Below are 13,276 nucleotides of genomic sequence, written 5' to 3' on the forward strand. Positions count from 1 at the left end.
CAATGACTGGTAGACCCTAGTTATTCCGGAGGTGCAAAAACAAATCTGGAGCTCCAGAAGTGGGCCGTCTAACGGACCAGAGCCGAATCGACCGTCATGCCCACCATCGCGTCGCGCACCCCGGCAGTCTCAAGAGCCCTACGATACGCACTGGTCTGCTCGTCGATCACACCGACCTGGCCGTACAGGTCTCCCAGGTCACGCCAGATCCGCGCGGTCTCCCGGTCGGGGCCGGAAAGCTCGTGCCGGACGTCGCCCAGCAGCCGCCTGGCGGTGTCCAGGGCCGTCGTGGCCTCGCCCACCTGGTCGCGGATGATCGCGGCGCGGGCGAGGACCAGCCGCGCGGCGGCCCCGACGGCGGTCGCCTGGTCGCCCAGCGTGTCGAGGGCGGTCGCGGCCAGGGCGGTCGCGCTCCGCTCGTCTCCGGCCCCCAGCTGGACGTGGGCGCGCACGACGAGACTCCTGACGTACTCGTGGACGTGCTCGGGGAACACGGCGAAGACCTCGCTCGCGGCGGTCGCGAGCTCGCGGGCCTCGTCGAGCGGCTCGTCACCGCCGGAGGCGGCGAGATGGGCCCAGTCCATCGCGATGAGGGCGAGCTGCGCGGCCATCCGCGCCGGGCGCCCGGTCGCGATCGCGTCGTCGGCGAGGCGGACGGCCAGCGCCGAGTCCTCGCCGTCGGCGGCGGTGATGCTCGCCTGCCAGAGGGCGTGGATCTCCGCGGCGCGGTTGACCGCGGTGGGGACGCCGTTGACCGACAGGACATTTCGGACGTAGGACAGGCTCGGCGTGCCGGACCCGCGGGTGCCGCTGATCCCCATCAGGGAGGCGGCCAGCTCGACGGCGATCTCTCCCTGCGCCAGGGGCAGCCGGTTGACCTCGTCGAGCGCGTGGACGGCCAGGTCGCGGGCGCGAAGGATGTCTCCGGCGCGCTGGTAGCAGCGGCTCAGCGCCACCGCCAGCGGCAGGTCGGCCAGGCGCTCGGGGTGGGCGGCCGCCTCGCGGCGGAGGCGCTCGAACGCCTTCACCGCCGGGCCGACCTTGCCCTGGACCTCCAGGGCGCGGGCACGGCCGAACCGCGCGTGCGCGGCCAGCATGGCGTTCTCCTCGCCGGCGACCTTGACGATCTCGCCGAAGCGATCCGCCGCGACGGACGGATCCCCGTGGAGGAGCTCAAGCTCCGCGTGGCGCAGCCCGAGCTCGGTGTCGATGCGCTGGCGCGGCTCGATCCCGTGCAACAGGAACTCGGTGGTGCACCCCAGGCGCTCGGCCAGCAGGCGGGCGACCACGGGGGTCGGGGTCCGCTTGCCGGACTCGATGAGGGAGACGTAGCTGTCGGAAAGGTCCGGCCCTGCGAGCTGGGCCTGGGACATACGCCTGCTCAGGCGCAGTCCACGGACGCGGTCACCGATGGTTCCCTGACTCGGCATCTGATCTCTCAGGGCGGGGGATGGTCAATGTTCTCGCCATGATTGCATGAAGCGGTCGAATCAGGTAACCCCGAGTGAAAAATCCTCACCGGAAAGTGTCAACGCTCCTCATGTCCTGCGGACACGTGATTCCTATGCCATTACGGACACAGGGCGCTAATCATCGGAATCGTTGCCCCCGGGGAAGAGCATCTGGCAGACCTCCAGATAGAGGGTCTCCGGGTAGGGGATGTAATTGACCCTCGACAGCGCCTGGTCCTGACCGGCCGACTCCAGGACGAACTCGCCGTAGCCCAGCATGCGGCCGAGGATCGAGCGCTGGAAGCTCATGTCGGTGACCTTGCCGAGCGGCATCATGTCGACCTTGCGGGTGATGAGCCCGGTGGTGAGCAGCATCCGCTTGGAGGTGACGACGAAGTAGTCGACGGACCACTCGGCGACCTTCCAGACGAAGCGGATCAGCAACAGCAGCCAGGCCCACCAGACGACGACGAGCGCGCCGCCACCGCCCTGGTCGCCGAACCACTTGCTCAGCAGTCCGGCGAGGATCAGGCCGCCGAAGACCTCGGCGACCGCGCGAAGCAGCACGGCCGGGTGGCGCCGTACCATGATGACCTGGTGTTCGTGGGGGAGCAGGTAGCGGTTGACCGACGAGGGGGCGGAGTCCCCGTGGGTCACGAGCCTCATGACAGATGTGAGACGAATTGGGCCAGAGAATCAGCCGCCGAGTAAACCGTGTCCATGGCACCCTTCACCGCGTTGGCCGCGTCACCTGGTCGTGTGAACAGGAAAAACGCCACAAATCCGACAGCGCCGTACGTCAGCACCTTTTTGACCTGCACCTTGGCCTCCTACTACCGCTCACCCACTGCACCCGCCATATACATTACCCAGGGCCATGCCGAGGTAAAGCGCATCGGCCGATTCGGTCTCGTGCGCGTCGCGAGAAACCTGGCTCAGGTCCTCGCGGGGCACTTTCCGCCGGCGCGCCCGCCATCGTCCGCCGCCCGCGTCACCCGCGCTCGCTCGCGACCAGCGCGAGGACCTCGAGGTGCTTGCGGGCGATCCGCTCGACCAGCGCCGGATGGGCGTGGCCGACCACTTCCAGCGCTCCGTAGTGGGCCGCCTCTATGCAACGGGTCACCGTGGTCGCCGGATGGATCTCCGAGAACTCGTCCCTGAGCGCGGCGCTGAAGTCCGCGTACGGGTCCGGCTCGGTGTCCGGGATGATTCGCTCGCTCATGGTTCTCCCTGGTGTGCGCCCGCGGCCTCGGCGGACCGGGGACACAGAAGAGATGTCTTCGCCACGCTTAGTACCCGGGGAACCACATTATGTAACGGTCGGCGGGTAGAAGAACCATCCTTTAAGGGAAAAGGATGGTGCGAGATCTCGGGAGGACCGGCGGTGTCCCTACGAGGGGTGCCGGGGGATGCCGGGGTGCCTCAGACGACGCCGTAGAGGCGGTCCCCCGCGTCGCCCAGCCCGGGGACGATGTAGCCGTTCTCGTTCAGCCGCTCGTCCAGGGCCGCGGTCACCAGGCGGATCGGCCTGCCGGTGCCGGCGAAGGCCTCGTCGAGGTGGGCGATCCCCTCGGGCGCGGCCAGCAGGCACAGCGCGGTCACGTCGTCGGCGCCCCGGTCGAAGAGGAACTTGATCGCGGCCGCGAGGGTGCCGCCGGTGGCCAGCATCGGGTCGACCACGTAGACCTGGCGGCCCGAGAGGTCCTCGGGCAGGCGGGTGGCGTAGGTCTCCGCCTCCAGCGTGGACTCGTTGCGGATCATCCCGAGGAAACCCACCTCGGCCGTCGGCAGCAGCCGGGTCATCCCGTCCAGCATCCCCAGCCCCGCGCGCAGGATCGGGACCACCAGCGGGTACGGCTGCGCCAGCCGCACGCCCTTCGCGGGGGCGACCGGGGTCTCCACCGACCACTCGGTGACGCGGACCTGCCGGGTCGCCTCGTAGGCCAGCAGGGTCACCAGCTCGTCGGCGAGACGCCGGAACGTGGGGGAGTCGGTGTTCACATCCCGCAGCGCGGTCAGCTTGTGGGCCACCAGGGGATGGTCGACGACCAGGGTTTCCATGGTGGTCAAAGGTATCCTGGGCCGACGGGCGGCGATGAGCCGGGGGGAAGACGGGCCGCACCTGTTCGACATCGCCCGCTCACTCGGATTTGATCACAATTTGGTCGGAGAGGCCCACGTCAGTGCCTCGCTTCTGAAAGCATTGACCTCCGTAGAGAAAGCATTCGGTGGGGATGGCCATGTCAGACGAAGACTCGCTGGACTTTGCCATCGTGATCTACCGGGAGGACGACCGCTGGGAGGCGGAGATGCTCCCGGTGTCGCTCACCTCCGACCTCGAGGGTCTCGTCCACGCCCTGCGCCAGCAGCCGAGCATGAACGGCACGATTGGCCTGGTCGCCGTTGGGGATGAGTTCTTCGTGGCGCTACGGGTGTTCGGCGAGAGGGTCGAGGTGTTCCTCTCCGACATCGCCGCGTCCTGGGATTTCCCGCTCGCGCAGCAGGCGCTGGAATACCTGGACGTGCCCGTTCCCGACGAGGACGAACTCGACGCGATCCTCCAGGACGAGGAGACGGCGCTCCCCGCGGGCGACCTGTCCATCTTCGCCGACCTGGGCCTCGACGAGATGGAGCTCGGCATCCTGTCAGGGGATATCGACCTCCTCCCCGAGGACGTCCTGTCAAGCATCGCCGCGCGGCTGGGGTTCTCCGAGCCGTTCGAACGCGCCATCGACTCTGTGTTCGGCTGACCTCGGGAGATCGGCCATGCCCTCCAGACCATCCAACAGTGTGTTCTCCGCCGCCTTCGTCCGTACGACGGACGGTTGGAACGGTGCGGAGGTCGACCTCAGCGAGGCGGAGATCGCCGACGATCTCGGCGACGCCGTCCAGGAGCATCTGGGGCTCACCGGTGACGAGCTGGCCCTGTTATGCGTGGAGGTTGAGGACGAGTGGTTCGCGATCGTCCGCTACCAGGGCGACCTGGAGCCGCGCACGTTCCTGTCCGACGCCCACGCGGGCCTGTCCGACGACCTGGGTGAGCTCTTCACCGAGCTCGCCGGGGTGGCGGTCGACAAGGACACCCCCGACCTGGGCGTGCGGCCGGCGGGCGACTTCGAGCTGCTGGAAGACCTCGGGCTGAGCTCCGAGGAGCTCGTCGAGCTCAGCATGGAGGAGGGCGCGCTCCCCGCGGACACCCTCTCGGTGATCGCCGAGCGGCTGGCGTTCGCCGACGAGCTCGACCGGCTGCGCTGACGGACGCGCCGTGACCAGCCCGACGCCGGCGGATGCGCGCTGACCGCCCCGGCACCGGCGGGCGTACGGTGACCGGCCCGGCACCGGCGGACGCGCCGGCTGTCTCGGCGGACGCGCCGGCCTTGGCGGGCGTACGGTGACCGGCTCGGCGCCGGGGGGCCACGTCCGGGAGATGAGGCTCGCCCTGGCGCAGGCCGTCGAGGCCGGAGCCCGCGGAGAGGTGCCCGTCGGCGCGGTCGTCCTCGGTCCCGACGGCTCCGTGCTGGCCCAGGCGGGAAACGATCGGGAGGTCTCGGCCGACCCCACCGCGCACGCCGAGGTGCTCGCCCTGCGGCGGGCCGCGAGGGAGCGCGGCCAGTGGCGGCTGAGCGGCTGCACGCTGGTGGTCACCCTGGAGCCCTGCACCATGTGCGCGGGGGCCGCCGTGCTCGCCCGGATCGATCGCGTCGTCTACGGTGCGGCGGACCCCAAGGGCGGCGCCGCGGGGTCGCTCTGGGACGTGCTCAGGGACCGCCGCCTCAACCATCGGCCCGAGGTTCTCGGAGGGGTCCTGGCCGACGAATGCGCGGCGGTTCTCACCGAGTTCTTCACCGCTCGCCGGATGCGCGAGCAATAGCGGTTATCCGGTAAGCTGCTCCGCGGTGGAGTCGCCTAGTGGCCGAGGGCGCACGCCTCGAAAGCGTGTGATGGGGCAACCTATCCGTGGGTTCAAATCCCACCTCCACCGCCACCGAGAGAGCCCCCGACCCGGACATCCGGGTCGGGGGCTCTTTCCGTGTCACCGTCACACCGGGGCGGCACCGGTCACCTGATTTTCGGTCTCGGTCCCGAGGGCCGAACGCGGTCCACGCCGCCGGGACGGGCCCCCGGCTTCCCGGGAGGCTCAGCTTTCCGAGGGCAGGTCCAGGACTCGCGCGTGCAGCACCGAGCGCTGGTGCAGGGCCGAGCGCAGCGCCCGGTGCAGGCCGTCCTCCAGATAGAGGTCGCCGCGCCACTGGACCACGTGCGGGAACAGGTCGCCGTAGAAGGTGGAGTCCTTGGCGAGCAGGGAGTGCAGGTCGAGCACCGCTTTCGTGGTGATCAGGGTGTCGAGCCGGACCTGTCGCGGCGGTATCTGGGCCCACTCGCGATGCGAGAGACCGTGTTCGGGATAGGGCCGTTCGTCGCCGACCAACTTGAAGATCACGGTACGTAGTTTAGGAGAGAATCCCGCCGCTTGCCCGGCGGGTTTCCCTCGTCGCAGCTCACAGGCCTTTTTCAGATGCTTCCGGCGAAGGTGTCGCACTTGCCGGGGTCGCCGCCCTCGTAACCGGTGGTGAACCACTTGACACGCTGCGCCGACGTCCCGTGGGTGAAGCCGTCGGGGTTGACCCGGCCCTGGGTCCGCTCCTGGATGCTGTCGTCACCCACGGCCGAGGCCGCGCTGAGCGCCTCCTCGATGTCCGTCTTCGTGAACGGCTTCTCGAACAGGCCGGTCTCGTACGCGTTCTTGGCCCACGCCCCCGAGAAGCAGTCGGCCTGCAGCTCCAGCCGGACCGAGCCGCTCTCCGGGCCGCTCTCCGGACCCTGCTGGGCCTTGGCGTTGGTGCCGAGAAGGTTCTGGACGTGGTGGCCGTACTCGTGGCCGATCACGTAGGCCTGGGCGAAGGGGCCGCCCTTGGCGCCGAACTTGCTCTCCAGCTCCTTGAAGAAGCTGAGGTCCAGGTAGACCTGGCGGTCGGCCGGGCAGTAGAACGGGCCGACGGAGGCGTCGGCGGCGCCGCACGCCGTGTCGACCTGGCCGGAGAACATGACGGTCTTGGCCGGTTCGTACCCCTGGACCGCCTTCGGCCAGTAGTCCTGGATGCTGTTGACCACCCCGACCACCCGGCACTCCTCGTTCTGGTCGGCGTCCTGCCCGGTCTTGCACTGGGCGGTGAGGTCGGAGCTCGGACCCACCGGGGCCGGTTGGGAGGAGCCCCCGCTGCCGCCCCCGATGTCGATCCCGAACACCAGGGCCAGGATGAGCGCGACGATTCCCGCCGCGCCGCCGCCGATCGCGAGACCGCCACCGGGGATCCTCCCCCCACCGCCGCGACTCTCGACCTGCGAGCTGTCCAGCTGGGCGTCATCCTTGAAGTCCATCGCCGACGTCCCTTCGATCCGCTTAGGACCCTCCGACTGCCCAGGGGAGGGCCCGCCATGCCGACGGGACCGGACACCCCTCGGGGAAGGCACCGTGGCTCTCGTGATCGGGTGACCGGGGCGGGGCGCCCGCGGATCCCTCTCGTCCACCGGGCCACGATCGGGTGATCGGGCGGAGCGGACTTCTTACTCGCTTTCTTGGGCATTCCCCGTAAATGCGCATCTACCCGGACAAACGGCTGGTCAGGGCGTGCGCGGCGGCCGGAACGCGGGGTCGCCACATTGGGGACAACGCCAGAGGGGCCGGACCGCGTGTGCGGTCCGGCCCCTCTCAGGTGGCGGAGGATAGGAGATTCGAACTCCTGAGGGGTTGCCCCCAACACGCTTTCCAAGCGTGCGCCCTAGGCCAACTAGGCGAATCCTCCGTGGAGAAGCTTACCCAACTTTCGGAGCGGCACGGACCACTAATTTCCGACACCGACCACTCTGATCTTTTCCGACACCGACCACTCGGATCTGAGGCTAGACTGGGGGCCGACCCCTCGCGCGGCGTCATCCTGTGAACCTCCCCAGGGCCGGAAGGCAGCAAGGATAAGCGGGCTCTGGCGGGTGTGCGAGGGGTCTCTTCGTTGAGACCCCTCGCAGGTGGGATCGCCGCATGAGTCTTGCGCTGTACCGCAAGTACCGGCCCGGGACCTTCGCCGAGGTCAAGGGTCAGGAACACGTCACCGACCCGCTGCGCCAGGCGCTGCGCAGCGGGCGCATCAACCACGCCTATCTTTTCAGCGGGCCCAGGGGATGCGGCAAGACGTCCAGCGCGCGCATCCTGGCCCGCTCCCTCAACTGCGAGAAGGGCCCGACACCCGACCCGTGCGGGGAGTGCGAGTCCTGCGTGGCGCTGGCGCCCACCGGCCCCGGCCACCTCGACGTCATCGAGATCGACGCCGCCTCGCACGGTGGCGTGGACGACGCCCGCGACCTGCGCGAGCGGGCCTTCTTCGCGCCGGTGTCGTCGCGCTTCAAGATCTACATCATCGACGAGGCGCACATGGTGACCCGCGAGGGTTTCAACGCGCTGCTCAAGCTCGTCGAGGAGCCTCCCCCGCACCTGAAGTTCGTCTTCGCGACCACCGAGCCGGAGAAGGTCATCGGGACGATCAAGTCCCGGACCCACCACTACCCGTTCCGGCTGATCCCTCCGGCCGCGCTGCGCGCGCTCATGGAGGAGATCCTCACCTCGGAGAAGGTCCCGTTCGAGCCGGCCGCGCTCCCGCTGGTGGTCCGGGCGGGCGCGGGCTCGGCCCGCGACTCGCTGTCGATCCTCGACCAGCTGTTCGCCGGTTCCGACGAGGCGGGCATCACGTACGCCCGCGCGGTCTCCCTTCTCGGCTACACCGACGGCGACCTGCTCGACGACGTGGTCGCGGCCTTCGCCGGTCGTGACGGCGCGCTGGTCTTCCAGGTCGTGAACCGGGTGATCGAGGGCGGTCACGACCCCCGGCGGTTCGCGATGGACCTGCTGGAGCGCTTCCGCGACCTGGTGATCCTGGCCAACGTGCCGGAGGCGGCCACCAGCGGTCTGCTCGACCGGCCCGGCGACGAGCTGGAGCGGCTCCAGGTCCAGGCGGCCTCGATGGGCCCGGCCGAGCTGACCCGCGCGGCGGAGATCCTCAACGCGGGCCTGATCGAGATGCGCGGGGCGGCCTCGCCCCGGCTGCTGCTCGAGCTGATGTGCGCCAGGATCCTCCTCCCCGGCGCGGCCCAGGGGGAGGCGGCGCTGCTCGCCCGCCTGGAGCGGCTGGAGAAGGGGGGAGTCGTCGCGGCTCCCGCGCCCCTCGCACCTCAGGCCCCCGCGCCCGTGGTCCACGCGGCACCCCCGCCTCCGTCCCCGTCCCCGTCCCCGCCGCAGGCGGAGGCGCCCGCCGAGCGGTCCGGGGGCAGGGGCGACGGGAGCGGCTCCGGCGACGACTGGCCCGTGGCGGTCAGGCCCGGCGCGCCAGCTCAGGAACAGCAAGGACAGCAGGGCCGGCAAGGACAGCAGGACCAGCAGAGCCAGCAGGGGCAGCGGGGCCGGGAGGAGCGGGCTCCGGACTCCGGTCAGCAGGCTCCCGCCCCGGCCGACACGGCGGCGGCGTCCGGTTCGGGTGCCGGGGCCGTGCAGCAGGCCTGGCCCCAGGTGCTCGCGGCGCTCAAGCGGCGCAGCATCGTCGTGTGGGCCAACGTCAACACCAACGCCCAGGTCGTCGGGGTCGAGGGCAAGATCGTCACCCTCGGGTTCGCCCAGGTCGGCGCGATGAAGAACTTCACCGGCGGCGGCAAGGACGCGGTCGTCGCGGCGGTGCTGCAGGAGGTCCTGGGCGGCACCTGGAAGGTCGAGGCCGTCGTCGGCGGCGGGCCCGCTCCTTCGGGCGGTGGCCGCCCACCGGCTCCGAGGCAGCCCCCGGCCCCCCAGCACCCCGCCCCCCAGAACCAGGCGCCGCAGGCCCCGCAGGCACCGGCCCCGCAGTCCCCGTCCCAGGCACCCGCCCGTCCGGCGCCCGCCCCCGGAGAGTCTCCCGCGGACTCGCGGGAGACTCCGCCCAGGCAGGCACCGCCCGCGACGGACAGGCAGGCCCCGCCCGCGACGGACGAGTCCTGGCCGGACGCCCCCCTGCCCGAGGACCCCGGCTCGCCTCCCCCGCCGAGTTCCGTGCCGAGCCCCGGTCTGGCCGCGGCCCGCTCGGCGGCGAGGGCGGCGGCCCAGGCCGGGCCCAAGGCCGCGGTCAAGACCGGTGCCAAGGCGGCGGCCTGGCCCGACGCGATCCCGGCCCGCGGCGCCCGCGCCGCCGCCCCCGACACCGACGAGGTCGACCCGCTCAACGACGCGGACGCCGACGTCGACGCGCTCACCGGTATGGCCCTCCTCCAGCGGGAGCTGGGCGGCCAGGTCATCGGCGAGATCGACCACACCTGACGACAGGCACCACCTGAGAGACCACACCTGGCGAGGTGCCGCCGGGGAGGTCCCACCCGGCGGGGTACCACCCGCGCAGGGCGGCATCCGCGCGAGGACGTGCCCGGTGGGTTCCAGGTCCGCCGGCAGGGCGCGGCCTCAGGGCAGATCGACGCCGCTGAGGCGGATCCGGGCGGCCACCGCGCGGTGGTCGTGGCGGGGCAGGGCCGTGACGAGGCGTTCGAGGATCTGGATGTCGTTCCTGCCGTGCTCGGTCTCCGCGTACGCCCACAGGTCCTCGGGGCCTCCCCGCCGCAGCAGCCGGGCACGCACCTGTCCCTCCAGCTCCTCGCGTTCGAGGCGCAGGGCGGGGGCCTCGGAGCGGGGGAGCAGGGGGCCGCGGTAGGCGCGGGCGACCGGGGCGGCCTCGTCGCCCGCGAGCAGCCGCTTGAGCTCCAGGAAGTCGGCCTCCACCACGCAGGCCAGGCGGTACGGCTTGGCGGCGATCGTACTGCCGAGCTGGGCGCGGAGGCGGTGGATCTCGGCCCGGATGGTGACGGGGTTGCCCGCGTCGCCGTACAGGTGGAAGGAGAGCTGGGCGGCGGTCATCCCCCGGGGGTTGAGGGCGAGCATCGCGAGGATCTCGGCGTGGCGCAGGGAGAGCGCGAGGCGGGTCCCGTCGAGGTGCGCCGAGGGGTGCTCGGCGCCGAGGAAGGACAGGGCGAGCACGGGGCCCCTGGCCGGGCCCGCGAGGCGGAGCAGGAAGCCGTCGTCGCCGAGGGCCTCCAGGAAGGCGCTCCGCCCGTCGCGCAGGACCACCCGGTCTCCCATCTCCGGCAGGCGGACGCGCGGGGCCCAGTGCCGCGCGTCGTCACCGGCGATGATCCGCCCGGTCGCGGTGACCAGGGCGCCGGGCTCGCCGCGCAGCGCGCTCAGGTGGCGCTCGTGGCGGCGTCTGAGCCGCTCGTCGCGTTCGAGCATGCGCAGCGTGAGGTGGCTCTCCGCGAGCCGCGCCGCGGCCTCGACGAGGGCGACGCTCGCCGGGTGCATGGAGCGCGTCGTGCCGCTGATGTCGACGCAGCCCAGCACGTCGCCGCTGTCGGGGTCGACGATCGGCGCGGCGGAGCACGACCAGCGGTGGAGCGACCTGACCAGGTGTTCGGCGGAGAAGACGTGCAGGGGCCGCCGGGTGGCGAGCGCGGTGCCCGGGCCGTTGGTCCCGATCGCGTCCTCGCTCCAGTCGAAGCCGTCGGCCAGCCCCACCTCGTCGGCGCTCTCCATCGTCCGGTGGTTGCCGTCGCGCCAGAGCACCCGGCCGCGGGCGTCGGTGACGAGCAGGATCTGGTCGTCCGCGTCGACGGCCTCCAGGAGGGTCCCGGTGATGATCGGCAGGAGCCTGCTCATCGGGTGCGCCGAGCGGACCTCGCGGATGTCCTCGCCCTCGAAGGCGAGGGGGGCCGAGCCGGCGTCGGGGTCGACCCCGGCGTCCAGCGAGCGCCGCCACGACGCGGAGATCACGCTCCTGGGTCCCTCGCCCGCCGGCCGCTCGCCCCTGATCAGCGCCTCGTGCAGGCGTCGCAGTCGGGTCGAGTAGGAGCCGAGGTCGGCCGCCTGGACAGCTCCCCGGTGGCCGTCGCGCACATATCCCCCCGGAATAGAGCCGATGGCCGAAGCATCGGTGGTCGGGACCCCCGCCCGCAACCCGTTCGGCCAAAGAGGGTGTGCGAAGGGTGAGTGAACGATCGCAACGTGTGTGCAACCTCCGGAGGGTTAGCTTTCGATCACACGCTGTCGTGTGCGGCCGCTCCGGCGCGTGTCGCGTCGGGTCTCGGACGTCTGGAGGGGGGCCCGAGGCCCGACGGGGGTTTAATCCCCATACTGGGGGAACGCGTGCTCGCTGCAGTACAACACCCGGCCCGAACCCCGTAGGCTCGTGACGACCGATGTCACGGACGAGGAGCACAACGACGGTGAACCCAGGGGATGTCAACCTGCAGCAGCTGCTGGAGCAGGCACAGCTCATGCAGCAGCAGCTTGTGAGCGCCCAGCAGGAGCTGAACGACGCGGAAGTCGAGGGCTCCGCGGGCGGCGGCCTCGTCGTGGCCACGGTCAACGGCGGGGGCGAGCTGCTCGAGCTCAAGATCAGTGCCGAGGCCGTGGACCCCGGCGATCCCCAGGAGACGGCCGACACCATCGCCGACCTGGTCATCGCCGCCATTCGCGACGCCGTGCGCGCCGCCGCCGACCTGCAGCAGGAGAAGCTCGGCCCCCTCGCGCAGGGGCTGGGCGGCGGGGGCGGGCTCGGCCAGCTTCCCGGGTTCTAGGTCATGTACGAGGGGGTCGTCCAGAACCTGATCGACGAGCTCGGGATGCTTCCCGGCGTCGGTCCCAAGAGCGCGCAGCGCATCGCGTTCCACCTGCTGGCCGCGGAGCCGGCCGACGTGAAACGGCTCGCGCACGCTCTGCTGGAGGTCAAGGAGAAGGTCCGCTTCTGCCGGGTCTGCGGCAACGTCGCCGCGGAGGAGGAGTGCCGGATCTGCCGCGACACCAGGCGCGATCTTCACGTGATCTGCGTCGTCGAGGAGTCGAAGGACGTCGTGGCCATCGAGAGGACCCGCGAGTTCCGGGGCCGCTACCACGTGCTCGGCGGGGCGATCAGCCCGATCGACGGCGTCGGCCCCGACGACCTGAACATCCGAGAGCTCATGACCCGCCTGGCGGACGGTCAGGTCACCGAGCTGATCCTCGCCACCGACCCCAACCTCGAGGGGGAGGCGACGGCGACCTATCTCGCCCGTCTGGTCAAGCCGATGGGACTGAAAGTGACACGACTGGCCAGCGGTCTGCCCGTAGGCGGTGACCTCGAGTACGCCGACGAGGTCACCTTGGGCCGCGCGTTCGAAGGAAGAAGGCTCCTTGATGTCTGACGATGCGTGGAGCGCTCTCGCGGAACGGATCGCGGAGCACGCGAAGAACTACATCGACGGCCTTACCCGCCTGGCGGGCGGTGAGGGCGGCGACGCCATCCTGCCGCTGCTGCTGGTGGAGGTCGCGCAGGTCAGCTCGGCCGGCGCGCAGCTCGGCGCGAGCCAGGACGTGATCCTGTCGGGCAACTGGGAGCCACACCTGGGCGAGGACCCGGACGTCGACGCCGTCCGCACGGCCCTCGCCGAGCGGCTGGGGCCGGTCGACGACTACGCCGAGGTCTTCGACCCCTACAAGGACACCGTCGTCACCCCGTACCGCCTGTCGGACGACCTGACGGCGGTGGCCGCCGACCTCCTGCACGGCCTGCGGCACCACCGGGCGGGGCGCCCCCTGGAGGCGCTCTGGTGGTGGCAGTACTCCTACTTCAACACCTGGGGCAACCACGCCGGAGCGGCGATGCGGGCCCTCCAGGCGCTCGTCGCCCACACGCGGCTCGACGTCGCGGAGGAGCGCACGACGGTGTGATCGTCCACATACTGGTTTGATCAGAGGGCCTCGGCGAGGGCGCCAGTAGACTGTGAGCTCC

15 protein-coding genes, 2 tRNA genes and 1 other RNA gene are annotated in these 13,276 nt (G+C 71.0%); 9 read left to right on the top strand and 9 right to left on the bottom strand.

What is annotated here, in order from left to right; all coding sequences use genetic code 11:
• Positions 1-68 precede the first annotated feature (68 nt).
• From ABT053_RS10785 to upp, 5 genes are all read right to left on the bottom strand, one after another.
• Positions 69-1,430 (bottom strand): helix-turn-helix domain-containing protein, encoded by a 1,362-nt coding sequence (locus tag ABT053_RS10785; protein WP_350968699.1) that lies wholly within the window; start codon positions 1,428-1,430, stop codon positions 69-71.
• Positions 1,431-1,586: 156 nt separating this feature from the next.
• Positions 1,587-2,117, bottom strand: a complete 531-nt coding sequence (locus tag ABT053_RS10790; RefSeq protein ID WP_329087979.1) for a PH domain-containing protein — start codon at positions 2,115-2,117, stop codon at positions 1,587-1,589.
• Positions 2,114-2,272, bottom strand: a complete 159-nt coding sequence (locus tag ABT053_RS10795; protein WP_350968700.1) for a hypothetical protein — start codon at positions 2,270-2,272, stop codon at positions 2,114-2,116. The genes ABT053_RS10790 and ABT053_RS10795 overlap by 4 nt, the downstream gene beginning before the upstream one ends.
• Before the next feature lie 170 nt (positions 2,273-2,442).
• The gene (locus tag ABT053_RS10800; protein ID WP_329087977.1) at positions 2,443-2,673 is read right to left on the bottom strand and encodes a hypothetical protein; all 231 of its coding nucleotides are present in this window, start codon (positions 2,671-2,673) and stop codon (positions 2,443-2,445) included.
• Between the two features lie 200 nt (positions 2,674-2,873).
• A complete protein-coding gene (gene upp, locus ABT053_RS10805; RefSeq protein ID WP_350968836.1) occupies positions 2,874-3,512 on the bottom strand; it encodes a uracil phosphoribosyltransferase in 639 nt (212 codons plus the stop codon).
• A 179-nt stretch (positions 3,513-3,691) separates the two neighbouring features.
• Between upp and ABT053_RS10810 the strand changes: the two genes are divergently transcribed.
• The 4 genes from ABT053_RS10810 to ABT053_RS10825 all read left to right on the top strand — a co-directional run bounded on the left by ABT053_RS10810 (position 3,692) and on the right by ABT053_RS10825 (position 5,436).
• Positions 3,692-4,201, top strand: a complete 510-nt coding sequence (locus tag ABT053_RS10810) for a tRNA adenosine deaminase-associated protein (protein WP_350968701.1) — start codon at positions 3,692-3,694, stop codon at positions 4,199-4,201.
• A 16-nt stretch (positions 4,202-4,217) separates the two neighbouring features.
• Positions 4,218-4,706, top strand: coding sequence for a tRNA adenosine deaminase-associated protein (locus tag ABT053_RS10815; protein WP_350968702.1), 489 nt, complete (start codon positions 4,218-4,220; stop codon positions 4,704-4,706).
• Between the two features lie 172 nt (positions 4,707-4,878).
• Entirely contained in the window at positions 4,879-5,322 is a 444-nt protein-coding gene (gene tadA, locus ABT053_RS10820) for a tRNA adenosine(34) deaminase TadA (protein WP_350968703.1), read from the top strand.
• Positions 5,323-5,346: 24 nt separating this feature from the next.
• A tRNA-Ser gene (locus ABT053_RS10825) sits at positions 5,347-5,436 on the top strand.
• Positions 5,437-5,589: 153 nt separating this feature from the next.
• Here the strand turns inward: ABT053_RS10825 and ABT053_RS10830 are convergent.
• From ABT053_RS10830 to ABT053_RS10840, 3 genes are all read right to left on the bottom strand, one after another.
• Entirely contained in the window at positions 5,590-5,892 is a 303-nt protein-coding gene (locus ABT053_RS10830) for a type II toxin-antitoxin system VapB family antitoxin (RefSeq protein WP_350968704.1), read from the bottom strand.
• A 71-nt stretch (positions 5,893-5,963) separates the two neighbouring features.
• A complete protein-coding gene (ypfJ, locus tag ABT053_RS10835) occupies positions 5,964-6,830 on the bottom strand; it encodes a KPN_02809 family neutral zinc metallopeptidase (RefSeq protein WP_350968705.1) in 867 nt (288 codons plus the stop codon).
• Between the two features lie 336 nt (positions 6,831-7,166).
• A tRNA-Ser gene (locus ABT053_RS10840) sits at positions 7,167-7,255 on the bottom strand.
• A gap of 108 nt (positions 7,256-7,363) precedes the next feature.
• Here ABT053_RS10840 and ffs point away from each other — a divergent pair.
• Positions 7,364-7,459, top strand: an RNA gene (ffs, locus tag ABT053_RS10845) — signal recognition particle sRNA small type.
• A 29-nt stretch (positions 7,460-7,488) separates the two neighbouring features.
• A complete protein-coding gene (locus tag ABT053_RS10850; protein ID WP_350968706.1) occupies positions 7,489-9,783 on the top strand; it encodes a DNA polymerase III subunit gamma and tau in 2,295 nt (764 codons plus the stop codon).
• Positions 9,784-9,921: 138 nt separating this feature from the next.
• Here ABT053_RS10850 and ABT053_RS10855 read toward each other — a convergent pair whose 3' ends face one another.
• Positions 9,922-11,403 carry a helix-turn-helix domain-containing protein gene (locus tag ABT053_RS10855; protein ID WP_350968707.1) on the bottom strand — a complete coding sequence of 494 codons (1,482 nt, stop codon included), beginning with the start codon at positions 11,401-11,403 and terminating at the stop codon, positions 9,922-9,924.
• A 329-nt stretch (positions 11,404-11,732) separates the two neighbouring features.
• Between ABT053_RS10855 and ABT053_RS10860 the strand changes: the two genes are divergently transcribed.
• Genes ABT053_RS10860 through ABT053_RS10870 form a run of 3 tightly spaced genes read left to right on the top strand, consistent with a single transcriptional unit; the run spans position 11,733 to position 13,215 of the window.
• A complete protein-coding gene (locus tag ABT053_RS10860) occupies positions 11,733-12,086 on the top strand; it encodes a YbaB/EbfC family nucleoid-associated protein (RefSeq protein ID WP_350968708.1) in 354 nt (117 codons plus the stop codon).
• A gap of 3 nt (positions 12,087-12,089) precedes the next feature.
• Positions 12,090-12,689 carry a recombination mediator RecR gene (gene recR, locus ABT053_RS10865; RefSeq protein WP_350968710.1) on the top strand — a complete coding sequence of 200 codons (600 nt, stop codon included), beginning with the start codon at positions 12,090-12,092 and terminating at the stop codon, positions 12,687-12,689.
• Entirely contained in the window at positions 12,682-13,215 is a 534-nt protein-coding gene (locus tag ABT053_RS10870) for a DUF5063 domain-containing protein (RefSeq protein WP_344743938.1), read from the top strand. The genes recR and ABT053_RS10870 overlap by 8 nt, the downstream gene beginning before the upstream one ends.
• The last annotated feature ends 61 nt before the right edge of the window (positions 13,216-13,276 follow it).

It is taken from the genome of Streptosporangium sp. NPDC002524 (assembly GCF_040295985.1).
Lineage (GTDB): Bacteria > Actinomycetota > Actinomycetes > Streptosporangiales > Streptosporangiaceae > Streptosporangium.